Here is a 26,201-nt window from a genome sequence, read left to right on the forward strand (position 1 = left end):
CACGCCCATGAGCGAGACGGGGTCCGCGACCCACACCGATGCCGGCGACGACTCCGTCATCGACTCTGACGCCGCGCCGGACGCCACCGCCCACGGCACCGCGAAAGTCCCAAAATCCATCCGGAATCCCTGGTGGATAAGGCATTACACATTCACCGGCACCACGGTCGGCCTGATCTTCGTCTGGCTTTCCCTGACGCCGTCGCTGCTGCCCCGCGGCCCGCTGTTCCAGGGGCTGGTCAGCGGGTTCTCCGGTGCCATCGGCTATGGGCTGGGCGTCTTTTCGGTATGGCTGGTGCGCTACATGCGGGAATCGAAGTCCAGCCCCCCACCGCCGCGCTGGGCGTGGAAGGTGCTGATCCCGATCGCCGTGGTGGTCCAGGTCCTGATGGCGATCTGGTTTCACGTCTGGCAGGACGACGTGCGCGACCTGATGGGCGTGCCACACCTGCAGTGGTACGACTACCCGATCGCGGCGGGGCTGTCGGTGATCGTGTTGTTCGCGCTGGTCGAAATCGGCCAGTTCATCCGCTGGCTGGTCAGATTCTTGGTCGGGGAGGTCGACCGGATCGCATCCTTCCGCCTGTCGGTGACCATCGTGGTGGTCGCGCTGGTGACGCTGACCATCACCCTGCTCAATGGTGTGGTGATCAAGCACACGATGCGGATCCTGAACAACACGTTCGCCTCCGCAAACAACGAGATGAACCCGGAAACCGCGCCGCCGAGAACCCCACTGCGGTCGGGCGGACCGCAATCCCTGGTGTCGTGGGAGTCGCTGGGCCGCGAGGGGCGCATCTTCGTCGGGGGCGGACCCAAAGCCGACGAGCTGGCCGGCTTCAACGGCGCCCCGCCGGTCGAACCCATCCGCGCCTATGCCGGACTGAATTCCGCCGACGGCATCACCGCGACCGCCGAGCTGGCGGCGCGCGAGCTGCAACGCACCGGCGGCCTGCAACGCCAGGTCGTCGCGGTCGCGACGACCACCGGGACCGGCTGGATCAACGAGGCCGAGGCGTCGGCGCTGGAGTACATGTACAACGGCAACACCGCGATCGTGAGCATGCAATATTCGTTCCTGCCCAGCTGGCTGTCCTTCCTGGTGGACAAGGAGAACGCGCGCCGCGCCGGGCAGGCCCTGTTTGAGGCGGTGGACCGCCTGATCCGGCAGATGCCCGAGGGACAACGGCCCAAGCTCGTCGTGTTCGGTGAGAGCCTCGGCTCGTTCGGCGGCGAGGCACCGTTCATGAGCCTGAACAACGTGCTGGCCCGCACCGACGGCGCCTTGTTCAGCGGACCGACCTTCAACAACACCATCTGGACGGACCTGACATCGACCCGCGACGCGGGTTCGCCGCAGTGGTTACCGGTCTACAACGACGGCCGCAACGTCCGATTCGTCTCTCGTGCAAAGGATTTGGACCGTCCGAATTCCGCCTGGGAGCATCCGCGGGTGGTCTATCTGCAGCACGCGTCCGACCCGATCGCCTGGTGGACGCCCGACCTGCTGTTCAGCGAGCCGGACTGGCTGCGCGAACCGCGGGGCTACGACGTGCTTCCCGAGACGCGATGGATTCCGGTCGTGACCTTCCTGCAAGTCTCGGCCGACATGGCCGTCGCGGTCGACGTGCCGGACGGCCACGGGCACCATTACGTCGCCGACATCGCCGACGGCTGGGCCGCGGTGCTGTCACCACCGGGGTGGACACCGGAGAAGACGGCGCGGCTGCGGCCGTTGCTGCATTCCAACGGGTAACCAGAGTCAGCGGCGCGCGGCGGTCCCGCTCAACGCCGCCGAGGCGGTCGGCTCCCGGCCCAGCTCGGCCAGCACGCCGGCGTCGGCCAGCGCGTGATAGCCGCCGATCACGTCGGTGGCGCGGAGCAGGCCGATGTCCAGCAGCGCCGCCGCGGCCAGGCTGGATGTGTAACCCTCCGAGCACAGGATCACCCACTCGACGTCGTCGCCGACGGCCTCGGGCAGCCGGGCGTCGCTGGTGGGGTCGCACCGCCATTCCAGGACGTTGCGCTCGATGATCAACGCACCCGGCACCTCGCCCTCGTGCAACCGCTGGGCCTGCGGCCGGATGTCGACCAATACGGCCCCCCGGCGCAGCGCATCGGGGACCTCGGCGGCGGGCAGGCGACGGTACCGGCGCCGCGCCGCTCTCAGGACCAGGTCGATACGGCTCATCACGTCCCTTCCGGTTGGTCGGTCAGTTCGGTGCGCTGGCGACGCAGCGTGTGACGCTGGGTGATGTCGTAGTAGGACATGGCGGTCAGCGGCGGCGAGTAGGCGTGCACGCTCAGGGTCGGTGCGACCGGCCCGTTCAGCGCGATCACGGGCCCCGGCGACGGCCGCGGCGCCCACACCACGTCATGGACCCAGCCCAGCGGAAACCCGGCCTGGTCACCGGCATCCAGCCGGCGCCTCCGTAATCCCTTTCCGTCCCAACGATATTCGTGGAGCGACCCGGACAGCACCGTCAGCGCCCCCAGTGATCCGCCGTGGTCGTGCAGTTCGGTGGCATGGCCCCGCACCCAGCTGATCAACCAGATGTCCAGCTCGTCGTCGCCCTGGATTCGGGTGAACCATCGTTTCGACTGCGGGACGCCGCCCGCGGGCAGCAGGTGATCGCAGCGTCCGCTGAGGACATCGTCGGCGGCGCGGTCGGTGGCATGCAACAGGTCGGAAACCCGCAGCCGCGTCGGACCGGCGGGCGGGGCGGCTGGGGTTCGCGGGCGCGGCGCGACGGGACTGACGGCAGGCAAAGACATCGGTGAGAGCTCCAGGGAGAATGGATTTTGGGCAAGCGGCGGCTGGTCAGGGCCGACAACACTCGCAAAATCCGAGGCGCTCCATCACGGCCGCAAGTGTTGCATAGATTGACACTGTGCGTCGGTCTTGTCGTCGGCTCCCTGGGCGGGGCGTGGTCGTGGTGGCCGCCGGGTTGGCCGGCCTGCTCGGGCTCACTGCGTGCGGGCACGGCACCCCCGGCGGCCCCGCCACGTCCTCGGCGGCGCGGCCGTCAACCGTTGCGCGCGCGCCGAGTCAGGCGCCGCCGGGTATGGTGGGGCTCTCGCCCGCCGGCGTGACGACCCGGGTCGACGTCCCCGCAGAGTCGACCGAAGAGGAGTACTACCAGGCGTGTCACGCCGCGAAGGTGTGGATGGATGCCCAGCCCAAGGCCGGCGGTCAGTCGCTGTTGGAGCCGTATCTGGCGATGGTCCAGGCGGCGCCGTCGGGCACCCCGGGCAGCTGGAATGCCCGGTGGGTGGAGCTGACGCCAGCGCGGCAGGCGGCCGTGATCACCGCCGCGCGCGCCGCGGCCGGCGACGAATGCGGCTAACCGCCTCCAACTGCTGCGCAATTGTGATCACACGGGAAAAAAGTGCCGTCCCGACCCGGCGCCGGTGCACCGCGCGACGCAAAATGAACAGGTGCCCGGCGAAGTCGCGCGTTCATCGTCCCCGCCGCGGGTGGCACTGGCCCTGGGCAGCGGCGGCGCCCGCGGCTATGCCCACATCGGAGTGATCGACGCGCTGACCGCGCGGGGCTACGAGATCGTGGGGGTCACCGGCTCGTCGATGGGCGCGATCGTCGGCGGCCTGCAAGCGGCCGGGCACCTCGACGAGTTCGCCGACTGGGCGAAATCCTTGACGCAGCGGACCATCCTGTGGCTGCTGGACCCGTCGATCAGCGCGGCCGGTGTGCTGCGCGCCGAGAAGATCTTGGACGCGGTGCGCGAGATCCTGGGCCCGGTCGCCATCGAGGACCTGCCGATCCCCTACACCGCGGTGGCCACCGATCTGCTGGCGGGGAAGTCGGTGTGGTTCCAGCGTGGCCCCCTCGACGCGGCGATCCGCGCCTCCATCGCGATCCCCGGTCTGATCGCCCCGCACGAAGTCGACGGCCGGCTGCTGGCCGACGGCGGGATCCTCGATCCACTGCCGATGGCCCCGCTCGCGGCGGTCAACGCCGACCTGACGATCGCCGTGGCCGTCAGCGGCAGCGAGGTGATCGACAAGCGCGAGCCGGAACCCGCAGCGACGACCGAGTGGTTGAATCGCATGGTGCGTAGCACTTCTGCGCTACTGGACACCAGCGCCGTCCGCTCGCTGCTGGACCGGCCGACCGCGCGCGCGGTGTTGGGCCGATTAGGCGCGGACACCTTCTCGGAGGGATCAGACGACGGACCGACCGAGAACGAACACGAACTCGAGGCTGCGCTCGAGGTTCCGAAACTGGGCAGCTTCGACGTGGTCTACCGGGCGTTCGACATCGCGCAGTCGGCGTTGACGCGGCATACCCTGTCGGGCTATCCGCCCGATCTGCTGATCGAGGTGCCACGCTCGACGTGCCGCAGCCTCGACTTCCACCGCGCCGCAGAGGTTATCGACGCCGGCCGCGCACTCGCCGAGCAGGCGCTCGATTCCCGCGAGCGGCCGACGGAAACGCCCGCACCGCCCGCCACCGAGGACTGATCACACGCCCAGGAACCGCGCGACGGCCGAGGCCTCGCGGCGGCCCTGCTCGCGACCGGCCAGCGCCGAGCCGATCCGGCAACGCGGGTCTAACGGGTTGGGCCCGAAGGCTTTCAGCGAGCCGTCATCGGCGAAGACCGCGAAGGCGGGGCCGTCGAACGCCGCAATCTCGGCGGCAGGCCCGGCGCCGAACGGCGAGGGCGCGTCGGGCGCCGAGGGCACCAGCACCACGGCCGCGTCGCAGTCGCCGGCCACGCCGAGATTCACCGAGCTCGCGATCCCGCCGTCCATGTACCGCCGACCCCCGACCGTCACCGGCGGCCACGCGCCCGGCACCGCGCAGCTCGATGCCACCGCATCGACAAGTTCGACTCCCGATGCGGCATCGAAGACCGCCAAATCGCCGGTGGCCGTGTCGATCGCCGTGATGCGCAGCACCCGCCGGGGCCAATCGTGCGACGGCAGGCGTTGCGCGATCACCCGGCGGCGGACCGGCTCGGCCACGGTACCGGTGCTCAGCGCCACGGCCCCGATCCGCTGCATCTGCTGACGCGTCCTGGGCAGCGATTCGTCGTACGGCTCGCCCAGAGCGGTCAGGAACAGTTCGGTGATGGTCTCGACGTCGACGCCGGAATCGATCTCGGCCGACACCTCGGCGACCTGCCGGTCGAACAGCGTCGCCAGGGCGGTCCCGCCGCCGATTTGCGCGGCAACCGCTGAACCCGCCGACGTCCCGACCAACACGTCGGAGTCCAGCAGCAGCCGCGCGGACGCCGGCGACTCGTCGGCAATTCCTTGCAAAATACCCGTCTCCCAGGCGATTCCGGCTATGCCCCCACCGGCCAGCACCAGTGCGCGCTTGGTCGTCATGTCACAACTTCCGGGTGTTGGGCAGCGCGTGCTGCGCGTCTTCGACGGGCCTGCTGAGTTCCTCGCGCCGCAGCAGCTGCCGCGGCGGATCGGGCAGGATCATCGTCCGGTCGATCTGCAGGGAGCCGTCAACGTGCACCAGCTCGCCGGGGTGCAGCAGCTGCCAGCGCGGGTCGTCGTCCATCGGCTCCGTCGCCAGCACCACCGACGACCGCGTGCGCAACTCCTCGGACTGCGCGTGAATTCGTATGGTGCGCAAGTCGAATGCCGGCGGGAGAGCATCGTCGCGCCGGTCCAGCAGACAGAGCTGGTGGGTCTCGGGATAGCGCAGTGCCCACATGTCCGTGGCCGTGCTCAGCAGAATGTTGACCGCGTAGATCGGTACGTTCGCCGCGAGCCAGGTCATCGCGTCGGCGATGCCGGCGCAGATGTCGCCGCCGGCGGCGCGGATCGAGGCAGTGATCAACGCGAACACCCGCTCCGAATCGGTTTGGCCCAGAATCAGATCGGCGGTACCGACCGCACGCAGCCGTTCGTCGAGAATCTCGAGCCCCTCGAGGACGCCGTTGTGCGCGAAGATGCGGCCGTCCTGCAGGAACGGGCGGGTGTTGCGGACGTCCAGCGAGCCCGTCGTCGCGTAGCGCACGTGGGCGATGAACGTCGTCCCGGTCTTGCGGAGCGCCTCGGTGGCGAAGTCGGCGTCCTGCCACGCCGCGATCGGCTGCTTGTACAGCCTCGGCCGGCCGTCGGCTTCGAAGACGCCCAGACCCGTGCCGTCCGGGTTGCGCCTGCTCTGCGCGGACAGGCTGTCCGGCGCGTCCAGCAGCCAGAAGGTCGCCGCGCGGGCGCGCGTCCCGGCATGCAGGCCGAAGAGTCGACACATGGGCTCGACGGTACCGAACGCGGGCGCGGGGCCAGCGCCTCAGTGTCAGTCGCGCGTCTCGATGACCAGGTAGAAGTCCTCGGCGTAGCGGGACCGGATGGTCTTCTTGTCGTACTTGCCCACGCTGGTGCGCGGAATCTCGTCGGCGAACGCCCAACGCTCGGGCAGCCACCACCGAACGACCTTGTCCGCGAGGAACATTCGCAGTTCATCCGCGCTGACCGAGGCGCCCTCGTTCAGCACGATGACGGCCAACGGCCGTTCCTGCCAGCGTTCGTCGGGGACTGCGACGACCGCGGCCTCGAGCACCTCGGAATGCCCGGCCAGGTGATTCTCCAGTTCTACCGAGGAGATCCACTCGCCGCCGGACTTGATCACGTCCTTGGACCGGTCGGTCAGCGTGACGAAGCCCTCGTCGTCGATGCGGCCGACATCGCCGGTGCGCAGCCAGCCCGAATCGAACTTCGATTCGTCGCGCCCGAGGTAGTAGGAACCGGCGACCCACGGGCCGCGCACCTCGACCTCACCCACGGCGTCGCCGTCGTTGGGCAGCACCTGGCCGTCGTCGTCGACGATCCGCATTTCCACGCCGCACACCGGCTGGCCCGCGGTCCCGCGGTAGGCCCAGTGCCGGTCGTCCGGGGTGCCCGGCGGTGGCCACGCCATGGTGGCCAGGGGGGAGGTTTCCGTCATGCCCCACAGCTGCTTGATCCGCACACCGTACTTGTCCTCGAAGGCGCGCATCAGCGACACCGGCACGGCCGAGCCACCGCAGGCCACCAGGCGCAGCGACGACAAGTCGTGATAAGGCTCCTTTTCCAGGTAATGCAGCACGTCGTTCCAGATCGTCGGCACCGCGCCGGTCACGGTGGGCCGCAGCTTCTCGATCATGTCGAGCAGCGCCGGCGCCTGCAGGTGGCGATCGGGCAACACCAAGTCGGCGCCGGCCGCCAGCGCCGCATACGGCAGCCCCCAGGCGTTGGCGTGAAACATCGGCACGATCGGCAGCACCCGGTCGCTGGATCCCACCCCGATGCCGTTGGCGCTGCAGGCGCCCATGGTGTGCAGGAAGCTCGAACGATGGCTGTAGACGACGCCTTTGGGGTGGCCGGTGGTGCCGCTGGTGTAACACATCGCGGCCGCGGACCTCTCGTCGATGTCCGGCCAGTCAAATTCGGTCGACTCGCCCTCGAGCAACTGGTGGTAACGCAGCACGGTCTTGCCCGACTCCTCCAGCGCGGCCGTGTCGCCGCTGCCGACCGCGATCACGGTGTGCACGGTTTCGAGTTCGGGCAACACCGGCGCGAGGAGTTTGGCCAGCGACAAGTCGACCAGCACGACCCGGTCCTCGGCTTCGTTGGCGACGTAGGCGATCTGCTCCGGGAACAGCCGGATGTTGAGGGTGTGCAGCACCGCGCCCATCGACGGCGCGGCCAGGTAGACCGCCAGGTGCTCGGCGTTGTTCCACATGAAAGTCGCGACGCGTTCGTCGCCGGTGATGCCGAGGCCGCGCAACGCGTTGGCCAGCTGCGCGGCCTGCCGGCCCAGTTCCCGATAGCTGGTGTGCCGGTAGCCGTCGCCGGTGGCGGTGGTCACCGTACGGGCGCCGTGGACGCCGCAGCCGTGCCGCATGATCGCGGTGATGGTCAACGGGAAGTCCTGCATCGTGCTGTCCATCGACTACCGCCCTGGTCTCGGGGCCGGCCCCGCCAGCCGGTCGGGCGACATGGTATCGCTGCCGGCGTTGCTGGGGAATGGGTTCCCCGACATGGCACGTCGTGTCGGGGAACGGTGAGCGGTGCGCGCCGGACCAGGGCGGAACTAGGTGAGCGCCGGCTCGTAGGCCATGAACTCGGGCACAGCCCACGCCGTCGGGACGTCGCCGCAGGGCACGTCGTCCTCGACGTCACACCGGTCGGACCAGTCGACCGGTGTGACGGTGACCGCGCCGGCGTAGTCGGCGACGTAAAGGCGTGTTCCATCCGGGCTTTCTGCGGCGCACGACGGCTGGGCCGGGACCCGTAGCGTGCCGAGGACATCCTCGGTGAGCGTGCACAGCACGGTCACGCGGTCGTCGCTGACCAGATAGGCGCGATCGCCGTCGGCGCTGAGCGTGAATCCGGTGAGAATGCCGCTGAGCTCGCCGAGCTTGCAGGTGCTGGCGATCTTGCGGGTGCGGGTGTCGACCGCATCGACCACCACGCCCAATTCGGGATCACAGCTGGCAACGTAGACCAGGGCGCCGGTAGGACTGAGCGCGACGCCGCGCACGGGTAAGCCGATTTCCACCGAGCCGACCACACGCAAGCCGGTGCGCCCGTCGCGTGCACCCGATCGGGTGGACGGCTGCGGGCGCGCCGCTTCGTCCGGCTGGGCTGCCTCGATCATGACGAGCCGGCCACCGGACGGCCCGTTGACGCCGACGTACGCGCGATCACCGTCGGGGCTCGCGCCGACGCAGTCGGCCGTGATCCCCGGCCCCCGCACGCCGAGGTCGACCGTCTCGATCCGGCCGGTCGCGGTGTCCAGGACGGCCACGTCGGCGATCCGGGTGCCGTTTCGGCTGGCATACACCCGCTCGCCGCGCGGGGCGACCGCCAAGTCGCTCACGGACAGCGCGAGCGGATGCCTCGCGACGACGGTGTTGGTGGACGTGTCGATCACCGCGATGGCGTCGTAGGCGGGCGACACGGTGCTGACATACGCGCGATCGGCCCCGGGGCCGCCCATGGCAAGGGCGAACGGCTCGTCGAGGCCATCGATGGTCTCGACAACCCGGCAGTGGTCGGTGTCGATGATCGACACGCTGCCGGTGCCGTAGTTGGACACGATCAACCGGGTGCCGTCGCTGCTGGTGGCCAAGCCGCTGATGGGCCCGTCGCCGACGGCGATCTCGACGAAGACGCGGCCGATCGGCGCGGCGTCGAGGGTTGCACGGGCGGCCTCCCGGCCTCTGCTGTCGCTCATGGTGGGCACCGCCTTCGCTGTTGTGGTTCGGCTCTACCGCGATCGGGTCGACCATCCCTGCGCGATCCGTGGTCCTCGGCCGAGCGGATCCCAGCTCGTATTGCTGAGTTGTCGGTTAATTCTAGCCATCCGATTTTCCGCCTCCGACGCTAAATAAACTCCTGTTATCCATGTCACGTTATCCGCGTAAGCAGGCCACGCACTCCATTAGTCGAATTTGCGGGACGCCGGTACCGCGGCAAAGCCTATTACCACGTTGAACTAGTAATATGACTATTATCGCTAACCCATCGCGGGTTCGCAATGGATTGACTCGCAATAAGAAATTCTCAGCATTGTAGGGCAAAAGGAGGTTAACGTCACATTTCGCAGATCGATGTCAGCGGCGGAATTATTTTCGCGAGGGCCGTAATCGGTCAGCTGAAGTGGGTGTTCGGCCGTGGCAGGGCGACGCCGTCGACCGCGATGTCGAGCTTCTCGTTGTAGAACGCCACCAGACCGGCGATCTGCCCGACCGCCGGCACGGGGTAGTGGTAGGTCCAGGCAAGGTCGGCATGCACCGCCTGATTGCCGGGCGGGCCCACCCGCACCGACCAGTAGCCGGACGTCGCGCCCTTGTACGGGCACATCGTCTGGGTCGCACTGGGTTCCAGATGTTCGAAGGCGACATCGGTCGGGTCGATGTAATACCTTGTGGGCAAGCCGGTTTCGAACAACAGCACCGGGGACTCGGTGTCGGCGAGCACGACACCGTCGAGCTCGACCCGAACGTGGCGATGCGAGCGCAGGGCGTCGACCCGCGTGTAGGGGCTGCGCGGGTGGACGTAGATGGGTTCGTCTTCTTCGAACCACTGCAGCGCATCCCACTCGAAGCGCACGGTCCCCGCCACCGGGCTGTCGGTGCCGGGGTCGAATACGCGTGCGGCCGACGGGTGCGTCTGACCGCTCGCGACCAAAGAGTGCAATCGCGACGCACCGAACTGCACCCTTTGCGGATGATCCTCGTCGCGCAGAAACTCCGTGCGCACGTCGGCCAGCGGCACGTAATAGGCTGGGTAGTAAGGGATTTCCCATACGTAGCGGGCCGCGGTGGTGTCGAATATCAGCTCGGAACCCAGGTACCCACGGACCCGCCGGGGCGCGGGCTCCACCCTGCCGCGCTCGGTGGCCGTCTGCGGATAGTCACGGTCGGTGGTCATCACGCCCTACTGGTTCTTGGACGCCAGGCCAGCCGGCGCGTGCGAAATGGCTTTGTGGATGGCGTCGGCCAGCGCCAGCGCGCTTTCCTCGGTGAGTTCGAGCGCGACACGCGCCGCCGGACCCAACTGCGGGTTGATCACGTCGATGTTGACGGTGTGCCCGTAGGGCGCGTGGACGGGATGGTCCACGTAGACCGTCGCGCGGTCGGCACCGAACCAACCCGTGGCGCCCTTGCCGCTGCCCTCGATCTCGACGTGTTCGGTGAGGTAAGTGCACATCCGCCGCACCTAGCCTTTCAAGTGGATGGCGAAGAACTCATCGATGCGGCGCCAGCCGTCTACGGCGGCCTCCGGCCGATACGCCGGCCGATCGACGGAGAAGAACGAGTGACCCGCGCCCTGGTAGGAGTGAAACTCGTGTTCCTTGCCCAGCGTGGTCAGCTCGGCGTCCAGCGTCGCCACCGCAGGCGGCGCCGGGAACCTGTCGTCGGCCCCGAACAGGCCCAGCAGCGGGCAGCTCAGCTGGGGGGCCAGGCCCAGGATCGGCTTCATGGCCTTGGGCATGCCTTCGGGCGGATCCTCGACGATGAAGGCGCCGTAGCAGTCCACCGCGGCGTCGAACGGCAGCGAGCACGCTGCCAGGTAGGCATGCCGGCCGCCGGAGCAGTGCCCGATGACGCCAAACTTTCCGTTGGCGCCCGGCAGCGACCCCAGGTGTGCCACCGCGCCGGCCACATCGCCGACCAAGCGCTCGTCGGGCACCCCACCCGCCGCCCGCGCGGCCGCCGCGGCGTCATCAGGCGCGGCGCCTGGCGCCTCGCGCGAGTACAGGTTCGGGGCGAGGGCGTGGTGGCCGCTGACCGCAAGTCGTCGCACGAATTCCTTGGTTTCCCGGTCGTAGCCCGGCATGTGGTGGATCCAGACGATCCCGCCGCGCGATCCGTCGGCCAGCGGTGTCGCGCGGTAGGCCTCGATCTCGTCGCCGCCGTGCCCGACGATCGTGATCGTCTCCGCGCGAATGGCATCTGGGCTGAACGCGTTCATCGCGTGCTCCTTGGTGGTTGGGTGCGCCCGTCGAAACCAACGTATCCAAAAGCGGTGCCGGCGGCCGGGCCGCAGGTCGCGCCACGCAAGCGCAGCGCCGGCCGCTAGCGCCGCCGGTCGCGGACTTTGTAGGTGGAGGGCCACGATTTTCTGGACTCGTCTCCAGTCAGCGGCGTGCCCATCCCCCCAACCTTGACGTTGTACGCCTCCTTGCCCGGGCCCACCTCGCGGTTCGCGTGTTCCTGGGCGAGGTAGTACAGCTCGTCGATCGTCGCCTCGTCGTAGGCGACGAACGACGTCTCCCGCTCGAGGTCGTCGATGCCGACCAACATCCGGTCCGGCAGCCAGCGCGACGCCAGCGCCGCCAGGCCCAACAGCGAGAACGGGATCACCCAATAGCAGACGAACGACAGCGGTGTCTTCGTGTCCAGGATCGTGGCATCACCCTGCACGGTCGGCGGGATCGCCGACGACACCGTCATGCCGGCGAAGGCCGCGACCCAGACCCAGGTCAACACGGTGGCGACCCGGCCGAACAGCTCGGTCTTGACGATGTCGGGGGGCTGCTCGGCCGCGGCGAACTCCCGCACGAACGGCTTGCCGACCAGCAGGCCGATCAGCGCCACCAAGAAGATGCCGGCGTTGCTCAGCGGCTGGATCCACCGCTGCATGAACGAATCGCTGAGGGTGAAGGTCAGAACCGCCAGCAGCACGAACGTTGCGACGGCGCCGATTTCCAGTGTGCGTCCCGGCTTGCCTAATGCGCGGCTGACGACGAATGCGGCGATCGCGATCGCCAACGCGACCAGGACTGCGGTGGTGAAGGGGACGTTACCGACCAGGACCCAGTAGACGACCCACGGCGCAAACCCGAACAGCATGCCCACGATGCGTCAGTGTATGAGTGGCGGTTGCGGGCGTGCCGACCGCAGGCATCCTGCGGCAGCCGGGCCAACCCATTAGATTGCCTCGTAGTGACCGACGATCCCCGCAACGACGTTGTCTCCCGGCAATACGATCGCTGGCAGTACCCGCCGCCGATCTCCGATCTCGAGGCTTACTCGACCAACAACTGGGAGTGGTTCGACCCGTTTCGGGCACACCGGGTGCTGTGGCCGGACCGCGGATACCAGCCGGATCTCGACATTCTGATCGCGGGCTGCGGCGCCAACCAGGCGGCGGTCTTCGCCTTCACCAACCGGGCCGCCAAAGTCGTGGCGGTCGACGTCAGTCAATCGGCGCTGGACCATCAGCGGTATCTCCAGCACAAGCACGGGCTGGACAATCTGGAATTGCACCTGCTGCCGATCGAGGAATTGCCTGCGCTGCAAAGGGATTTCGACTTGATCGTGTCCACCGGCGTGCTGCACCACATGGCCGATCCGCGGACGGGTATGCGGGCGCTGGCGGGGTGCCTGCGCCGCGACGGCGTCATCGGGCTGATGCTCTACGCCAAGTACGGTCGGGCCGGCGTCGAATTGCTCGAGTCGGTCTTCCGCGACCTGGGACTGGCCCAGGACGAGGCGTCGGTGCAACTGGTCAAGGACACCATCGCGGTCCTGCCCACCGATCATCCCGTCCGCAGTTACCTGGGGATCGCACGCGATCTGCAGACCGACGGCGCGCTGGTCGACACGTTCCTGCATGGTCGCGCACGCAGCTACACGGTGCCGGAGTGCGTCGACCTGGTCGCCTCTGCCGGCCTGGCATTCCAGGGTTGGTTTCACCGCAGCCCCTACTACCCGCACGACTTCCGCAAGCCGCCCAGCGGGCTACAGGCGGCGCTCGCGGCACTGCCCGACGACGTCGAGCTGTGGTCGGTGATGGAGCGGCTGCAACCGGCGAATGCCACTCACTTCTTCATGGCCTGCCGCCCCGAGCGCCCCAAAGAGCAGTACACGATCGACTTCTCGACACCCGGGTCGCTCGACTACGTTCCGCTGGCCCGCACGGCGTGCACACTGTCCGGCGCCGACCTGGTCGGACCCGGCACGCGGCTGAGGCTCGACCTGACTCAGCTGGCCTTCGCTCAGCTGGTCGACGGCCACCGCAGCATTCGCGAGATCGCCGCGATCGCGGCCCGGCGCGACGACGGCGCAGTCCCGCGAGATGCGGGCGCCGCGCAGGACGTCGCCCGCACGCTCTTCCAACGGCTGTGGCGGCTGGATTTCCTGGCGATGGCCATCGACGGCTGCGATAGCGGGACGTAACATATTGGGGGGCAGGGGATTTCATCTTTGCGGCTCGGTTTGGTACCAGCTGCCGACGGCCCGTCGCCCGAATCTGGCAAATTCCGCCGCCGCGACATAGTCTCGACAGATCGTTAGGATTCGGGTCCTACGCAAGCATGATCCACATCGAGGAGTCGACGCATGAAGAGCACGGCACGGTTGGCCGGCCCCCTCGCTGCCGTCGTGTCCGGTCTCGTTGCGCTGGCCGCCGCACCGGTTGCGAGCGCCGACCCGGCGGATGACCAGTACCTGCAAACGCTGCAGCAGCGGGGATTGAGCTGGGCCAGCGGTCAGGACGGAACGATGATCAACGTCGGGCACGCGGTGTGCGCGGACTTCGACGGCGGCGACACGATGGCTCAGACAGTCGGCGACGTGAAGAAATCGCTCGGAGTGAGCAACAACGGCGCCGGCAGCATCGTGGGCGCCGCGATTGCGGCCTACTGCCCGCAAAACCGGGCCAAGATGTCGGGTTGAGGCCCGCCCCCGACCGCAACCGGCCTGGCGGCTGAGCCATGGCTCATACGAAACTCATGTGTAGGGGTAACCGGGCCAAACTGTAGTGCCCCCAGTCGGACTCGAACCGACACTGGGCGGATTTTAAGTCCGCTGCCTCTGCCAATTGGGCTATGGGGGCCCCGGCGGCGAATCTAGCGTGCCGGCCCCGGATCTCCGACACCGCATCCCGCCCGAATCGGGCCAATGTCCGGGGGTGCGCGCGATTGATTCCTCGCGTACGATCCCGCGCCGCCCGTCTTCTTCCTGCTCCGCGGCCACACGCCAGATGACACAGCTATGTCAGCCGCGAGGAGCTTGTTAAAACGGACCGCGTGGGCGTTAACAAGCCGTAAACGCCTCTCACCCGGGCGCTTTCGGTCGGGAACTTGGGAAGCGGGGAAATTAGCCTTACGGGCAGTACACAGGGGCTCGTACGTCAACACTCAGATTCGACCCAAGAATTTTGGATCGACATGTTTCGAACACCAGAGGAGCATTAGATGGCACCAACATTCACCTTAGGGCCGGGAGTACTGCAGGCCGCCGTAACGGCGTTGACCAACGCCGACACTGCTTTGGCGCCAGACATCGCCGCGGTCGCGACGGTCGCCGCGACAGTGCCCCCCGGAGCTGACTCGGTGTCGATAGCGCAGGTTGCGGCACTCGACGCCTGGGCCAGCACGCTACAGACGGCCCTCGCCAACGGCCAGTCCTATGCAACCCAGTTCATCGCCAACCTGAGCAACGCGAGCGACACCTACACCTTCACCGAGGCCGCCAACGCGGCCGACGCGACGGTCACTGGCCCCGTCAGCGACATCATCACCCAGATCGCCACGCTCCTTGGTGGTCCCGTCAGCAGCGTCAACCCACTCAGCGTTTCGAGCAACGCCGCCAACCTGGTCAACATTGGTGGCGGTAACTGGGCTTCGGCCATGTCCGACCTGCTCGGTATGGCCGGTGGCGGATTGTTGCCTGCCGGTTCCGACACCATCGGCGACGCCGGTGTTGCGGCGGCGCTGGCCAGCGAGACGACGCCCGTCGGCGCCGGCGTGGGCGGGATGGGCGGCTTGGGCGCGATGCCGATGGGCGCGATGGGCGGGGGCACCCTGGTCGGAAACCTGTCCGCGCCCCCCAGTTGGGGCGGGACGGTCACGCCGGTGGCGGGCACGGCCACGTCTCCGCTGCGGACCGTGGGTTGGACTGCGGCCGCGCCAGAGGCCGCGTCGGGGTCGTTCATTCCCGGCATGCCCGGAATGGTCACGGGCGGCGCCGGGCGCAGTACCGCCGGATTCGGTGCGCCGCGCTACGGCGTCAAGCCCATCGTCATGCCGAAACCGGCGACCGTCTAGGCGGCCACGGGCGCGCTCGTACTGATTAATCCAAAGCGGAATTAGATCTAGAAGGATTGGGGCACAAATGAGTTTCACAGCGGTAATCCCCGAGGTCATCGCGGCGCAAATCATTGCCGGCGACCAAGGGGCGTCACTAAGCGCCGCTTCGGTCGCTTTGAGCAACCTGGCCGCCCAACTGCAGGCAACAGCAACCGCTTGGTCTGACACATTCGGGACTTTGGTCAATGACTCGGGCTGGACCGGCGCCGGGGCAACCGCCGCCCTGGCCGCGGCCAACCAGTACATCAGCTGGCTGACCGCCACGCAGGCCGAGGTCGAGGCGGCGCAGAGCGCCGTCGCGGCGTCCCTGACGGCATACCATACGGCGGCCACCGGAGTGGTGAACCTGGCGACGGTCACTGCGAATCGGACTGCCTACTACGCAGCACTAGGGGCGGTTCCTTTCAGCTTGCCCACCGTGACAGCGCTGGAAACCGCATACGCGGGGTTCGAGACCACCGACCTCGCGGTCATGAACGCGTACCAAGTGGCGGACACCGCGGCGCTTCCCGCGTTCACGACACCGCCCGTGGACGTGACGGGGGCCATCCTGCCCATCACGCCAGCCGCGGATGCCAGCTCCGCCGCCGGTGCGACAGCGGACGCGACATCGAGTCTCGGCAGCACGCTGTCGGATCTCTACGGCTCGATCGATGGACTCCTCGGCACGCCCGTGGTGGCCAACACCATCAACGGTGCCGTCAACACCGCGGCATGGTTCGTCGGTAACACCATCCCGACCGCCGTGTCGCTGGGCCACACGCTTGCCGGCGCCGCGGTGCCGGCGGCGGCGGTCGGCGACGTGGTGCCCGACGGCACTGCGGCCGGCGTGGTCGAAGGAACCGTGGTGAACTCGGTGCGGCCAATGGCCGGCGCAGGAGCCTGGGCCGGCATGGGGGCGTCGGCCGGCGTCGGCGAAGCCACCACCGTCGGCAAGCTCTCGGTGCCGGCCAGCTGGGCGGGGGCCGCCCAGACCGAGGCGTCGTTGGCCTCGTCCGTCGCCCCGCTCGAGGGCTCCGGCTGGACCGTCGCCGCCGAGGAAGCCGGCGCAAACCCGGCCATGGGCATGCCTGGAATGGTCACCGGCGCAGGCAAGGGTGCCGGCGCCTACGCCGGACCGCGGTACGGCTTCAAGCCGATCGTCATGCCCAAGCAGGTGGTCGTCTGATCAGAGAAGGGGGGGTCTGTAACTCAGATGAGGTTAGCCGTTAACCGCTAGGCCGCGATCTGTTCCGCAAGCGGCTACCAACACGCTCATACCAGCTGAAAGACTTCGAATTCCGAAGCTTGCAACCAAAGGAGAAGACAAATGGCAACACGTTTCATGACCGACCCGCACGCGATGCGCTCGATGGCAGGTCGCTTCGAGATGCACGCCCAGACGGTGTCGGACGAGGCCCGCAAAATGTGGGCATCGTCGATGAACATCGCCGGCGCGGGCTGGAGCGGCCAGGCCCAGGCGACGTCCTACGACACCATGGGACAGATGAACCAGGCGTTCACCAACATCGTCAACATGCTCCACAGCGTGCGTGACGGGCTGATCCGCGACGCCAACAACTACGAGACGCAAGAGCAGGCCTCGCAGCAGGCCCTGAGCCACTAGTCCGGCAAATCCCACTACTCCAATACTTTTCCCGTAGGAGGAACTAGAACATGAGCATTAACTACCAGTTCGGAGATGTCGACGCCCACGGCGCGCTCATCCGCGCGCAGGCCGCCTCGCTGGAGGCCGAGCACCAGGCCATCGTTCGTGATGTGCTTGCTGCCGGTGACTTCTGGGGTGGCGCCGGTTCGGTGGCTTGCCAGGAGTTCATCACCCAGTTGGGTCGCAACTTCCAGGTGATCTACGAGCAGGCCAACCAGCACGGCCAGAAGGTGCAGTCCGCCGGCAACAACATGGCGAGCACCGACAGCGCCGTCGGATCCAGCTGGGCCTGACGCACACGCTCTCCTTCGGGGCCGCACACCGACAGGTGTGCGGCCCCGTTGTTTGCGACCTTCGCGTTATCCAGCCGCGGGCGAACGCGGAAGCATAGAGTGCCGGAAGCCAATTCGCTGGACCGAACCGTCGGAATCGCGCCCGACCATCCCGCCCAACGGCAGCTTCGAGATGCCGTTGCCGGATGCCGACGACGGCATCGCCCCCATCCCCCCGGCGCGAAGCCGGCGTCCGGGACGGGCGTCGGCGCGGCCGCCCCGAGCGCGTCCGCCCAACTCGGCGGCACCGACAGCGTGCCCAGGCCGTCGGCTTGACCCAGGCCCGCGACGGCTCCCCCGGCGTGGCCCAGGCTTCCCACGCCGGGGATATCTCCGAGGCCGCCCATGCCGGGAAAACCTCCGCTTCCTTCGGCCCCGACAATCGAACCCGCACCCGCCAGGTCGAGCTGAAGACTCGTACACGTCCATGCCGATGCCACCGCCATCGGCACCCAAGCCGCCACCATCGGCGCCCAGGCCGGCCATGTCGGACTCCAAACCGATGATGTCCGAGCCCAAGCCGAGCACGTCATAGATGTTGCCGCTGCCTAACCCGGATGCAGTGCCGGTGAGCAGGCTGGTCGCGTTACCCGTGGCGACGCTGGTGCTCTCGGTCACGCCCTTGCTCGACGCGCTGGAAAGTTTCGACAGCGCACTGAGCGGCGTGGTGGCGCTCGACGTCCCCACCCCTGTCGCCGTTCCCACCGCCGCCGACGATCCGGGGGTGGACAGCGCTTGCAGCGTTTGCGGTACGGACGAAACGACTTGTGTCGCCGCCTTTTGCGAACCGCTGCCGGCTTGGTCGGCGGCGGCCTGCCCCATCAAGCGAGCCTGCTGGGCAGCCCCGGTTGAATCGGTTGTCTGCGGCGGTGAGGTGAACGGCGAAAGGACCGACGCGGAAGCCGAATTCGCCGCGTAGCCGTACATCGCCGCGGCGTCCAGGGCCCACATTTCGCTGTACTCCGTCTCGGTGGCCATGATCGCCGGGGTGTTCTGACCGAAGATGTTGGTCGTGATCAGCGTCATCAGCCGAACGCGATTCGCAGCGACCATCGGCGGCGGCACGGTCATCGCGAAGGCCGTCTCGTAGGCGCCGGCCGCGGCGGTGGCGTTGGTGGCCGCCTCCTCGCATTGGGCAGCGATGCCCCGCATCCACATCACGAAGGGGACGACCGCGGCCAGCATCGACATCGATGAGAGACCCATCCACGATTCGTCGACAAGCCCCGAGATCACCGAGTAGTAGCCGCCGGCCGCGGTCTGCAGCTCGGCGGCCAGCCCATCCCAGCCGGCCGAGGCGGTGAGCAGGCTCGCGGGGCCGGGGCCGGAATACATCCGGCCGGAGTTGATCTCTGGTGGTAAGGCTCCGAAATCCATCGCCCGCTCCTATCTTCTCGTTTGCTGAACCGGTCACCGACGGCCGGCGGAAGCGATCGGGGGCGCTGCGGTTTGCTCGGCTGACTGAACTGCAGCCACGCATCGTGACAGGGGCCCGGCGGTTTCCCACCGGCCCGGTCCGGCAGACCCGCGAACGTGCGTTCGACGCCGCCGGAAACGGCAATCCGGACACATTCACCGCCCTGCCGACAACAACAGAATCGGCGATCCGGGAATCGGGGTTCCGGCGCTCGCCGGGCGTATCCGCGTACGCTTTCGATCGCCCGGTGGAACGGGATTTTACCGAGCCGCATTACGAAAAACATTGATCAATTGCGGCTTTCGCGACATCGCGAAACGACCCGTCCACGAACGAGGGCTTCTCACTGCACTCGGCGGTCGCGCGCACGTCGTGAAGGCCACCGACACACGCCGGGAGCCGGCATCTCGTTGTCCATTAAACCCGTTCGCGTATAGGCAATTTAGAGATCGAGTTATTGGCGCCAAATCGCAGACAATCTAACGGCTATATATTCCAACATTTTTGGCTCCGATGCCACGTCAATCGAGCTGATGTAACACACCTGAAACGGACATAAACGACAGCTGGGATAAAGAACCTCGGACGGGCTCAGATTTGAGAACCCTATGAACCCGGTGACAGCTCGGTGTGCCCTCTGCAAGAATGTAGGAAGATGACAGCAATGGGTTACGCAGGCAGCGAGCGGCCGCGTCAGGCAATTCTGGGGCAGCTGCCCCGAATAAACCGCGCCGACGGCTCACCGATCCGAGTTTTGCTGGTCGACGACGAGCCCGCTCTCACCAACTTGGTGAAGATGGCGCTGCACTACGAGGGCTGGGTTGTCGAGGTCGCACACAACGGGCGCGAGGCGATCGCCAAATTCGACAGCGTCAACCCCGACGTGTTGGTGCTCGACATCATGCTCCCCGACGTCGACGGCCTGCGCATTCTGCACCGCATCCGCGAGTCGGACGCCTATACGCCCACGCTGTTCCTGACCGCCCGGGATTCGGTCATGGACCGCGTCACCGGGCTCACCGCGGGCGCCGATGACTACATGACCAAGCCATTCAGCCTCGAAGAACTGGTCGCCAGGCTGCGCGGATTGTTGCGCCGCTCCAGCCAACTGACCCCGCCGGCCGCCGAGGCTCTCAAGGTCGGCGACCTGCGCGTCGACACCGCCAGCCGCGAGGTCAGTCGCGGCGGAGCCCTAATCGCGTTGTCCGCGACCGAATTCGAACTGCTTCGCTTCTTGATGCGCAATCCCAGGCGGGCGCTGAGCCGCACCGAAATCCTGGATCGGGTGTGGAACTACGATTTCGCCGGGCGCACCAGCATCGTCGATCTCTACATCTCCTACCTGAGGAAGAAGATCGACTCCGGCCGGGAACCGATGATCCACACGGTCCGCGGTATCGGATACATGCTGCGACCGCCGGAATGACCGGCGAGCGCAACATCCCGCGGGGGTTCCCCCGGTCGTTGCGCGGCCAACTGCTGGTGGGCGTATTGGCCGTCGTCACAGTGGTTTTGGTGGCGGTCGGTATCGTCTCGGTGCTCAGCCTGCGCGGCTACGTCAACACCATGAACGACGCCGAGGTCGCGAAATCCTTAGACGCGTTCAGCAATGCCTACGCCAGATACCGCAGTGGCGACCAGAATTCGGCGCGCGATGGCAATCCGCCGGTGGCGCAGGCCTTGTTGGGCTTCACCGAACAAACGCCGGGCAACCTCATCGCCGTCCTGCACGACGGCGATGTCATCGGTTCGGCGGTGTTCTCCGAGGACGAGGTCCGCCCCGCCCCACCCGATGTCGTGCGGGCCATCCAGGCACAGACCTGGATTGACAGCCCACCGCACAGCGAGAAGCTGGGCAGCCTCGGCTCCTACCGAGTCGACTGCCTGATCGAAGGACGCGAAACCCTGGTCGTCGCGGTGCCGCTGAGCCTCGCCGACCGGATCATCGCGCGCAATAATCTCACCACCACAGCGCTTGTCGCGGCCGCGTTGGTGGTCACCGCCGGGCTCACCGTCTGGGTCGTCGGCTACACCCTTCGCCCCCTGCGTCGGGTGGCAGCCACTGCCGCGGAGGTCGCCGCGATGCCGCTCGCCGGTGACGAGCACCGAATCGGCGTGCGGGTACCGCCGCAGGACACCGATCCGAACAACGAGGTCGGAATCGTCGGTCACACGCTGAATCGGTTGCTGGACAACGTCGATAGCGCACTGGCCCATCGGGTCGACTCCGACCTGCGCATGCGGCAATTCCTCACCGATGCCAGCCACGAGCTGCGAACCCCGCTGGCGGCGATTCAGGGCTACGCCGAACTGACTCGGCAGGACAGTTCGGCGCTGCCGCCGACTACCGAGTACGCGTTGGCTCGCATCGAATCCGAGGCCCGCCGCATGGCCCTGCTCGTCGACGAGCTGCTGCTGCTTTCGCGCCTGGGCGAAGGCGAAGATCTGCAGAACGAAGATGTCGACGTGGCGGATCTGGTCACCAATGCGGTGAACGACGTGGCGGTCGCGGCGCCGTCCCACCGGTGGGTCAAAGACCTGCCCGACGAACCGGTGTGGGTGCGCGGGGATCACGCCCGGCTACACCAGCTGGTCAGCAATCTGCTCAACAACGCCCAGTTGCACACGCCGCCCGGTGTCACGGTGACCACGACCATCAGCTGCCACGCCCGCGGTCCGCAGGGCCCCTACGCAGAACTCACCGTTGCCGACGACGGGCCCGGCATCGACACCCAGCTGCTCCCCCGGTTGTTCGAACGGTTCGTCCGCGCGGACACCTCGCGCACCAACGGTTCGGGGATCGGACTCGGCCTGGCCATCGTGAGCTCAATCGTCAAGGCCCACCACGGGTGGGTGACGGCCGAATCCGTGCCCGGCCGAACGGTATTCCGGGTACGGCTGCCGTTACTCGACGGCGTGGACGGCGCCGGCTCGACGAGTTGAACGCCGAATATCGACAGCCGGTTCCACGACGCCGGGTGCTGCCCCCGCGCTGCGGTTTTCGCACCGCTATGGCCGTCGAAAGGGCCGCCGGGGCCGGCACTCACGCAAGGTGCCGGCATTGTCGAACACACAGGCGTTAAAGACTCGTAAAGGTGCACCGCGACGCCGTTAGGAAAGTGTCAACCAATGGCCCTTGCGGGGCCGTTCCCATTAATTTCAAGCTGACCTTGCCTCCGAAGACTGCATTGTGGCTGACTTCGATGAGGGCTTTTCGTATGCGCGCGCGGAACGGAGACAAGATGGGCGTGTTGATATTCGTCCTGCTGACGGTGGCGGTGTTCGCCGTGCTCGGCCTGTTGCAGAGGTTGGTCGAGCGGCTGTGAGTTACGAAAACATCGTCGGCTTGGCGCTTTCCGTCATCCTTGCGCTGTTCCTCGGCTGCGCCCTGCTGTTCCCGGAAAGGTTCTAGTGAGCACAACTACTACGGGAATCATCTTCCTGGTCGTCCTGATCGCGGCCCTGGTGGTCGTCCATGTGCCGTTGGGCGACTACATGTATCGCGTCTACGCGTCGGACAAGGACTCGTACGTCGAACGCGTGATCTACCGGCTGATCGGTGTCGATTCACGCTCGGAGCAGACCTGGCCCGCATACGCCCGAAGCGTGCTGGCGTTCTCATCGATCAGCATCCTCTTTGTGTTCTTCTTCCAACTCGTGCAGGGCAAGTTGCCGTTACACCTGCACGATCCAGCCACGAAAATAACGCCGGGACTGGCGTGGAACACCGCGGTCAGCTTCGTCACGAACACCAACTGGCAGGCCTATTCCGGAGAATCGACGCAGGGCCACCTGGTGCAGATGGCCGGGTTGGCGGTGCAGAACTTCGTCTCGGCCGCCGTCGGCATCGCCGTAGCGATCGCACTGGTGCGGGGGTTCGCCCGCACGCGCACCGGCGATCTGGGGAACTTCTGGGTCGACCTGGTGCGCGGCACCCTGCGCATCTTGCTGCCGATTGCGGCGATCGCAGCGATCGTGCTGATCGCCGGCGGGGAAATTCAGAACTTCCATCTGAACGATCAGGTCGTCAACACCCTGGGCGGCGCCCAGCAGACGATCACCGGCGGTCCGGTCGCCAGCCAGGAAGCCATCAAGGAACTCGGCACCAACGGCGGCGGGTTCTACAACGCGAACTCCGCGCACCCGTTCGAGAACCCCACGGCCTGGACGAACTGGTTCGAGATCTTCCTGCTCCTGGTGATCAGCTTCTCGCTGCCCCGCACCTTCGGCCGCATGGTGGGCAGCACGAAGCAGGGCTTCGCGATCGCGTCGGTCATGGCGTCGCTGTACGCGGTCAGCGTGACGTTCATGATGTGGTTTCAGTTGCAGCACCACGGCACGGTGCCGACCTCGATCGGTGCGGCGGCCGAAGGCGTGGAACAGCGGTTCGGCATCGCCGACTCGGCGGTGTTCGCGAGCTCGACGACGCTGACCTCCACGGGTGCCGTGGACTCGTTCCACGACTCCTACACCAGCCTCGGCGGCATGATCACGTTGTTCGACATGCAGCTCGGTGAGGTCGCCCCCGGCGGCACCGGCTCCGGCCTGTACGGCATGCTCATCCTCGCGGTGATCACCGTCTTCATCGCCGGCCTGATGGTCGGACGCACCCCGGAATATCTGGGCAAGAAGATCAACCCTCGCGAAATCAAGCTCGCCGCAAGCTATTTCCTGGTCACACCGCTGATCGTGTTGACCGGCACGGCGATTGCGATGGCGCTGCCGGGTGAGCGCGCCGGCATGGCCAACACCGGGCCGCACGGGCTGTCGGAGGTGTTGTACGCATTCACCTCAGCGGCGAACAACAACGGGTCGGCGTTCGCCGGGCTCAGCGTCAACACCGACTGGTGGAACACCGCCCTGGGGCTGGCCATGGTCTTCGGCAGGTTCCTGCCGATCGTGCTGGTGCTCGCGCTGGCCGGCTCACTGGCCAAGCAGGGGATGACACCGGCATCGGCGGGCACGTTGCCCACCCACCGGCCGCAATTTGTCGGCATGGTCGCCGGCGTGACCCTGATCCTGGTCGCCCTCACCTTCCTGCCCATGCTGGCGCTCGGACCTCTTGCTGAAGGAATCCACTGATGACCGCGACCGCAATCGACTCGGCTGCCGAGACGCAGCCTGCCGCACCCGCGGACAAGAAACGGGTGCAGGGTGGCCTGCTCGACCCGAAGATGCTGTGGCGTTCGACACCGGACGCGCTGCGCAAACTCGATCCGCGCACCCTCTGGCGCAACCCGGTGATGTTCATCGTCGAAATCGGCGCCGCCTGGAGCACCGTGCTCGCGATCACCAACGAAACGTGGTTCGCATGGCTGACCGTGATCTGGCTGTGGCTTACCGTCGTCTTCGCGAATCTCGCCGAGGCCGTGGCCGAGGGCCGCGGCAAGGCCCAGGCTGAGACGCTGCGGCGGGCCAAGAGTCAGACCATGGCCCGCCGCCTCAAGGACTGGCGGTCCGGCCGGCCGGCGGTCGAGGAGGAGGAGGTCGCGGCACCGCTGCTGCAACAGGGCGACATCGTGGTGGTCGAGGCCGGGCAGGTGATACCGGGTGACGGCGACGTGGTGGAAGGCATTGCGTCGGTGGATGAATCGGCGATCACCGGAGAGTCGGCACCGGTGATCCGGGAGTCCGGCGGCGACCGGTCGGCAGTCACCGGCGGCACCACCGTGCTCAGCGACCGGATCGTCGTGCAGATCACCCAGAAGCCCGGGGAAAGCTTCATCGACCGGATGATCGCGCTCGTGGAGGGCGCCAATCGGCAGAAGACGCCCAACGAGATCGCGCTGAACATCCTGCTGGCCGCGTTGACGATCATCTTCGTCTTCGCCGTCGCCACCCTGCAGCCGCTGGCGATCTACTCGAAAACGAACAACCCCGGCGTCCCAAACACCCAGGCGCTCGACATGAATGGTGTCACCGGAATCGTCATGGTGTCACTGCTGGTGTGCCTGATCCCGACGACGATCGGCGCGCTGCTGTCGGCCATCGGCATCGCCGGCATGGACCGCCTGGTGCAACGCAACGTGCTCGCTATGTCGGGCCGCGCGGTCGAAGCCGCGGGCGACGTGAACACCCTGCTGCTGGACAAGACGGGCACCATCACCCTGGGCAACCGGCAGGCCTCCGCCTTCGTCCCACTCGACGGAATCACCGATGAGCAACTGGCCGATGCCGCACAGTTGTCCAGCCTCGCCGACGAAACACCTGAGGGACGCTCGATTGTCGTCTACGCCAAGGAACATTTCGGGCTACGCGCCCGCACGCCCGGCGAACTCGCGCATGCGCAATGGGTGGCCTTCTCTGCCACCACGCGAATGTCGGGCGTCGACCTGGGCGGGCACCAGTTGCGCAAAGGCGCGGCCAGCTCGGTCGCGGAATGGGTACGCGCCCAGGGCGGTGACGTTCCCCACCAGCTCGGTGAGATCGTCGACGGCATCTCCGCCGGCGGCGGCACCCCCCTGGTCGTCGGGGAAAGCCGCGACGGTACAGCGGCGGTGGTTGGGGTCATCCACCTGAAGGACGTCGTCAAGCAAGGCATGCGGGACCGCTTCGACGAGATGCGCAAGATGGGTATTCGGACCGTGATGATCACCGGCGATAACCCGTTGACCGCCAAGGCGATTGCCGACGAGGCTGGTGTGGACGACTTCCTCGCCGAGGCCACGCCCGAGGACAAGCTCGCGCTGATCAAGCGCGAGCAGGAAGGCGGCAAGCTCGTCGCCATGACCGGCGACGGCACCAACGACGCGCCCGCCCTGGCGCAGGCCGACGTGGGCGTGGCCATGAACACCGGCACGTCGGCGGCCAAAGAGGCCGGCAACATGGTCGACCTGGACTCCGACCCCACGAAGCTGATCGAGATCGTCGAGATCGGTAAGCAGCTGCTGATCACGCGTGGAGCGCTGACGACGTTCTCGATCGCCAACGACATCGCGAAGTACTTCGCGATCATCCCGGCCATGTTCGTCGCACTGTTTCCCGGGCTGGACATGATCAACATCATGCGGCTGCACAGCCCGCAGTCGGCGATCCTGTCCGCGGTGATCTTCAATGCGGTCGTCATCGTGGCGCTGATCCCGCTCTCGCTGCGCGGCGTGCGCTACACGCCGAGCAGCGCCTCGAAGTTGTTGAGCCGCAACCTCTACATCTATGGGCTCGGCGGCATCATCGCCCCGTTCATCGGGATCAAGCTGATCGACCTGGTTATCCAATTCGTCCCCGGGATGTCCTGAC

26 protein-coding genes, 1 tRNA gene and 1 pseudogene are annotated in these 26,201 nt (G+C 67.1%); 15 read left to right on the top strand and 13 right to left on the bottom strand.

The window, feature by feature from the left end:
* The first annotated feature begins 7 nt into the window (after window positions 1-7).
* The gene (locus MSG_RS19680) at window positions 8-1,756 is read left to right on the top strand and encodes an alpha/beta hydrolase (protein WP_096442226.1); all 1,749 of its coding nucleotides are present in this window, start codon (window positions 8-10) and stop codon (window positions 1,754-1,756) included.
* Between the two features lie 6 nt (window positions 1,757-1,762).
* Here MSG_RS19680 and MSG_RS19685 read toward each other — a convergent pair whose 3' ends face one another.
* Together MSG_RS19685 and MSG_RS19690 are read right to left on the bottom strand one after the other, a co-directional pair.
* Window positions 1,763-2,191, bottom strand: coding sequence for a rhodanese-like domain-containing protein (locus MSG_RS19685; RefSeq protein WP_096442228.1), 429 nt, complete (start codon window positions 2,189-2,191; stop codon window positions 1,763-1,765).
* The gene (locus tag MSG_RS19690; RefSeq protein ID WP_096442230.1) at window positions 2,191-2,775 is read right to left on the bottom strand and encodes a cupin domain-containing protein; all 585 of its coding nucleotides are present in this window, start codon (window positions 2,773-2,775) and stop codon (window positions 2,191-2,193) included. The genes MSG_RS19685 and MSG_RS19690 overlap by 1 nt, the downstream gene beginning before the upstream one ends.
* A gap of 152 nt (window positions 2,776-2,927) precedes the next feature.
* On the opposite strand from MSG_RS19690, the gene lpqV reads away from it, so the two are divergent.
* The gene (gene lpqV, locus MSG_RS19695; RefSeq protein WP_096442232.1) at window positions 2,928-3,347 is read left to right on the top strand and encodes a lipoprotein LpqV; all 420 of its coding nucleotides are present in this window, start codon (window positions 2,928-2,930) and stop codon (window positions 3,345-3,347) included.
* Window positions 3,348-3,438: 91 nt separating this feature from the next.
* Complete coding sequence (locus MSG_RS19700) at window positions 3,439-4,482, top strand: patatin-like phospholipase family protein (protein ID WP_232011088.1); 1,044 nt, start codon at window positions 3,439-3,441, stop codon at window positions 4,480-4,482.
* Here MSG_RS19700 and MSG_RS19705 read toward each other — a convergent pair whose 3' ends face one another.
* The 8 genes from MSG_RS19705 to MSG_RS19740 form a co-directional block, all read right to left on the bottom strand.
* Window positions 4,483-5,352, bottom strand: coding sequence for a patatin-like phospholipase family protein (locus MSG_RS19705; RefSeq protein WP_096442236.1), 870 nt, complete (start codon window positions 5,350-5,352; stop codon window positions 4,483-4,485).
* A gap of 1 nt (window position 5,353) precedes the next feature.
* Window positions 5,354-6,235, bottom strand: coding sequence for a class II glutamine amidotransferase (locus tag MSG_RS19710; protein ID WP_096442238.1), 882 nt, complete (start codon window positions 6,233-6,235; stop codon window positions 5,354-5,356).
* Window positions 6,236-6,280: 45 nt separating this feature from the next.
* The gene (locus tag MSG_RS19715) at window positions 6,281-7,912 is read right to left on the bottom strand and encodes a fatty acid--CoA ligase (RefSeq protein ID WP_096442240.1); all 1,632 of its coding nucleotides are present in this window, start codon (window positions 7,910-7,912) and stop codon (window positions 6,281-6,283) included.
* A 144-nt stretch (window positions 7,913-8,056) separates the two neighbouring features.
* Complete coding sequence (locus MSG_RS19720) at window positions 8,057-9,202, bottom strand: YncE family protein (protein WP_096442242.1); 1,146 nt, start codon at window positions 9,200-9,202, stop codon at window positions 8,057-8,059.
* Between the two features lie 416 nt (window positions 9,203-9,618).
* On the bottom strand, window positions 9,619-10,401 hold the full coding sequence (locus MSG_RS19725; RefSeq protein WP_096442244.1) for a DUF427 domain-containing protein: 783 nt from the start codon (window positions 10,399-10,401) through the stop codon (window positions 9,619-9,621).
* A 6-nt stretch (window positions 10,402-10,407) separates the two neighbouring features.
* Window positions 10,408-10,680, bottom strand: a complete 273-nt coding sequence (locus tag MSG_RS19730) for a DUF6295 family protein (protein ID WP_096444686.1) — start codon at window positions 10,678-10,680, stop codon at window positions 10,408-10,410.
* 9 nt (window positions 10,681-10,689) lie between these two features.
* A complete protein-coding gene (locus MSG_RS19735; protein ID WP_096442246.1) occupies window positions 10,690-11,445 on the bottom strand; it encodes a dienelactone hydrolase family protein in 756 nt (251 codons plus the stop codon).
* Between the two features lie 104 nt (window positions 11,446-11,549).
* Window positions 11,550-12,332 carry a hypothetical protein gene (locus tag MSG_RS19740; protein WP_096442248.1) on the bottom strand — a complete coding sequence of 261 codons (783 nt, stop codon included), beginning with the start codon at window positions 12,330-12,332 and terminating at the stop codon, window positions 11,550-11,552.
* An 87-nt stretch (window positions 12,333-12,419) separates the two neighbouring features.
* Here MSG_RS19740 and MSG_RS19745 point away from each other — a divergent pair, with 87 nt between their 5' ends.
* Both MSG_RS19745 and MSG_RS19750 read left to right on the top strand, forming a co-directional pair.
* A complete protein-coding gene (locus tag MSG_RS19745; RefSeq protein ID WP_096442250.1) occupies window positions 12,420-13,655 on the top strand; it encodes a methyltransferase domain-containing protein in 1,236 nt (411 codons plus the stop codon).
* Between the two features lie 162 nt (window positions 13,656-13,817).
* On the top strand, window positions 13,818-14,153 hold the full coding sequence (locus tag MSG_RS19750; RefSeq protein ID WP_096442252.1) for a DUF732 domain-containing protein: 336 nt from the start codon (window positions 13,818-13,820) through the stop codon (window positions 14,151-14,153).
* Window positions 14,154-14,239: 86 nt separating this feature from the next.
* Here MSG_RS19750 and MSG_RS19755 read toward each other — a convergent pair.
* Window positions 14,240-14,313: transfer RNA gene (locus MSG_RS19755), tRNA-Leu, on the bottom strand.
* Between the two features lie 361 nt (window positions 14,314-14,674).
* Here MSG_RS19755 and MSG_RS19760 point away from each other — a divergent pair.
* The 4 genes from MSG_RS19760 (at window position 14,675) to MSG_RS19775 (ending at window position 17,509) form a co-directional block, all read left to right on the top strand.
* Entirely contained in the window at window positions 14,675-15,526 is an 852-nt protein-coding gene (locus tag MSG_RS19760; protein ID WP_096442254.1) for a PE/PPE C-terminal domain-containing protein, read from the top strand.
* A gap of 67 nt (window positions 15,527-15,593) precedes the next feature.
* Complete coding sequence (locus MSG_RS19765; RefSeq protein WP_096442256.1) at window positions 15,594-16,736, top strand: PPE family protein, SVP subgroup; 1,143 nt, start codon at window positions 15,594-15,596, stop codon at window positions 16,734-16,736.
* A 141-nt stretch (window positions 16,737-16,877) separates the two neighbouring features.
* A complete protein-coding gene (locus MSG_RS19770; RefSeq protein WP_096442258.1) occupies window positions 16,878-17,174 on the top strand; it encodes a WXG100 family type VII secretion target in 297 nt (98 codons plus the stop codon).
* A 50-nt stretch (window positions 17,175-17,224) separates the two neighbouring features.
* Window positions 17,225-17,509 (top strand): WXG100 family type VII secretion target, encoded by a 285-nt coding sequence (locus MSG_RS19775; RefSeq protein WP_066824871.1) that lies wholly within the window; start codon window positions 17,225-17,227, stop codon window positions 17,507-17,509.
* On the opposite strand, the gene MSG_RS26245 is transcribed toward MSG_RS19775, so the two are convergent.
* Together MSG_RS26245 and MSG_RS26250 are read right to left on the bottom strand one after the other, a co-directional pair.
* Window positions 17,416-18,081: a PPE family protein, SVP subgroup gene (locus tag MSG_RS26245; RefSeq protein WP_308737798.1), complete on the bottom strand. Its 666-nt coding sequence runs from the start codon at window positions 18,079-18,081 to the stop codon at window positions 17,416-17,418. The two genes, MSG_RS19775 and MSG_RS26245, sit on opposite strands and share 94 nt — an antisense overlap.
* A 418-nt stretch (window positions 18,082-18,499) precedes the next feature.
* Window positions 18,500-18,925 (bottom strand): annotated as a pseudogene (locus tag MSG_RS26250) (PPE family protein); the annotation flags it as partial.
* 104 nt (window positions 18,926-19,029) lie between these two features.
* Between MSG_RS26250 and MSG_RS19785 the strand changes: the two are divergent.
* The 6 genes from MSG_RS19785 (at window position 19,030) to kdpB (ending at window position 26,200) form a co-directional block, all read left to right on the top strand.
* On the top strand, window positions 19,030-19,254 hold the full coding sequence (locus MSG_RS19785; RefSeq protein ID WP_096442260.1) for a hypothetical protein: 225 nt from the start codon (window positions 19,030-19,032) through the stop codon (window positions 19,252-19,254).
* A gap of 366 nt (window positions 19,255-19,620) precedes the next feature.
* Window positions 19,621-20,391, top strand: coding sequence for a response regulator transcription factor (locus tag MSG_RS19790; protein ID WP_096442262.1), 771 nt, complete (start codon window positions 19,621-19,623; stop codon window positions 20,389-20,391).
* The gene (locus MSG_RS19795; RefSeq protein ID WP_096442264.1) at window positions 20,388-21,908 is read left to right on the top strand and encodes a sensor histidine kinase; all 1,521 of its coding nucleotides are present in this window, start codon (window positions 20,388-20,390) and stop codon (window positions 21,906-21,908) included. The genes MSG_RS19790 and MSG_RS19795 overlap by 4 nt, the downstream gene beginning before the upstream one ends.
* Window positions 21,909-22,287: 379 nt before the next feature.
* Window positions 22,288-22,377 (top strand): K(+)-transporting ATPase subunit F, encoded by a 90-nt coding sequence (kdpF, locus tag MSG_RS25715; RefSeq protein ID WP_105886900.1) that lies wholly within the window; start codon window positions 22,288-22,290, stop codon window positions 22,375-22,377.
* Window positions 22,377-24,047, top strand: coding sequence for a potassium-transporting ATPase subunit KdpA (gene kdpA, locus MSG_RS19805; RefSeq protein WP_096442268.1), 1,671 nt, complete (start codon window positions 22,377-22,379; stop codon window positions 24,045-24,047). The genes kdpF and kdpA overlap by 1 nt, the downstream gene beginning before the upstream one ends.
* Complete coding sequence (kdpB, locus tag MSG_RS19810) at window positions 24,047-26,200, top strand: potassium-transporting ATPase subunit KdpB (protein WP_096442270.1); 2,154 nt, start codon at window positions 24,047-24,049, stop codon at window positions 26,198-26,200. The genes kdpA and kdpB overlap by 1 nt, the downstream gene beginning before the upstream one ends.
* Window position 26,201 lies beyond the last annotated feature (1 nt).

The sequence above is a fragment of the Mycobacterium shigaense genome (assembly GCF_002356315.1).
Taxonomy (GTDB): Bacteria; Actinomycetota; Actinomycetes; order Mycobacteriales; family Mycobacteriaceae; genus Mycobacterium; species Mycobacterium shigaense.

What these genes read in the sequence shown, in the direction of transcription:
- MSG_RS19680 (WP_096442226.1), top strand. Translation starts at nt 8, where the DNA reads ATGAGCGAGACGGGGTCCGCGACCCACACCGATGCCGGCGACGACTCC.
- MSG_RS19685 (WP_096442228.1), bottom strand. Translation starts at nt 2,191, where the DNA reads ATGAGCCGTATCGACCTGGTCCTGAGAGCGGCGCGGCGCCGGTACCGT.
- MSG_RS19690 (WP_096442230.1), bottom strand. Translation starts at nt 2,775, where the DNA reads ATGTCTTTGCCTGCCGTCAGTCCCGTCGCGCCGCGCCCGCGAACCCCA.
- MSG_RS19705 (WP_096442236.1), bottom strand. Translation starts at nt 5,352, where the DNA reads ATGACGACCAAGCGCGCACTGGTGCTGGCCGGTGGGGGCATAGCCGGA.
- MSG_RS19710 (WP_096442238.1), bottom strand. Translation starts at nt 6,235, where the DNA reads ATGTGTCGACTCTTCGGCCTGCATGCCGGGACGCGCGCCCGCGCGGCG.
- MSG_RS19715 (WP_096442240.1), bottom strand. Translation starts at nt 7,912, where the DNA reads ATGGACAGCACGATGCAGGACTTCCCGTTGACCATCACCGCGATCATG.
- MSG_RS19720 (WP_096442242.1), bottom strand. Translation starts at nt 9,202, where the DNA reads ATGAGCGACAGCAGAGGCCGGGAGGCCGCCCGTGCAACCCTCGACGCC.
- MSG_RS19725 (WP_096442244.1), bottom strand. Translation starts at nt 10,401, where the DNA reads ATGACCACCGACCGTGACTATCCGCAGACGGCCACCGAGCGCGGCAGG.
- MSG_RS19730 (WP_096444686.1), bottom strand. Translation starts at nt 10,680, where the DNA reads ATGTGCACTTACCTCACCGAACACGTCGAGATCGAGGGCAGCGGCAAG.
- MSG_RS19735 (WP_096442246.1), bottom strand. Translation starts at nt 11,445, where the DNA reads ATGAACGCGTTCAGCCCAGATGCCATTCGCGCGGAGACGATCACGATC.
- MSG_RS19750 (WP_096442252.1), top strand. Translation starts at nt 13,818, where the DNA reads ATGAAGAGCACGGCACGGTTGGCCGGCCCCCTCGCTGCCGTCGTGTCC.
- MSG_RS19760 (WP_096442254.1), top strand. Translation starts at nt 14,675, where the DNA reads ATGGCACCAACATTCACCTTAGGGCCGGGAGTACTGCAGGCCGCCGTA.
- MSG_RS19765 (WP_096442256.1), top strand. Translation starts at nt 15,594, where the DNA reads ATGAGTTTCACAGCGGTAATCCCCGAGGTCATCGCGGCGCAAATCATT.
- MSG_RS19770 (WP_096442258.1), top strand. Translation starts at nt 16,878, where the DNA reads ATGGCAACACGTTTCATGACCGACCCGCACGCGATGCGCTCGATGGCA.
- MSG_RS19775 (WP_066824871.1), top strand. Translation starts at nt 17,225, where the DNA reads ATGAGCATTAACTACCAGTTCGGAGATGTCGACGCCCACGGCGCGCTC.
- MSG_RS26245 (WP_308737798.1), bottom strand. Translation starts at nt 18,081, where the DNA reads ATGACGTGCTCGGCTTGGGCTCGGACATCATCGGTTTGGAGTCCGACA.
- MSG_RS19790 (WP_096442262.1), top strand. Translation starts at nt 19,621, where the DNA reads ATGACAGCAATGGGTTACGCAGGCAGCGAGCGGCCGCGTCAGGCAATT.
- MSG_RS19795 (WP_096442264.1), top strand. Translation starts at nt 20,388, where the DNA reads ATGACCGGCGAGCGCAACATCCCGCGGGGGTTCCCCCGGTCGTTGCGC.
- kdpB (WP_096442270.1), top strand. Translation starts at nt 24,047, where the DNA reads ATGACCGCGACCGCAATCGACTCGGCTGCCGAGACGCAGCCTGCCGCA.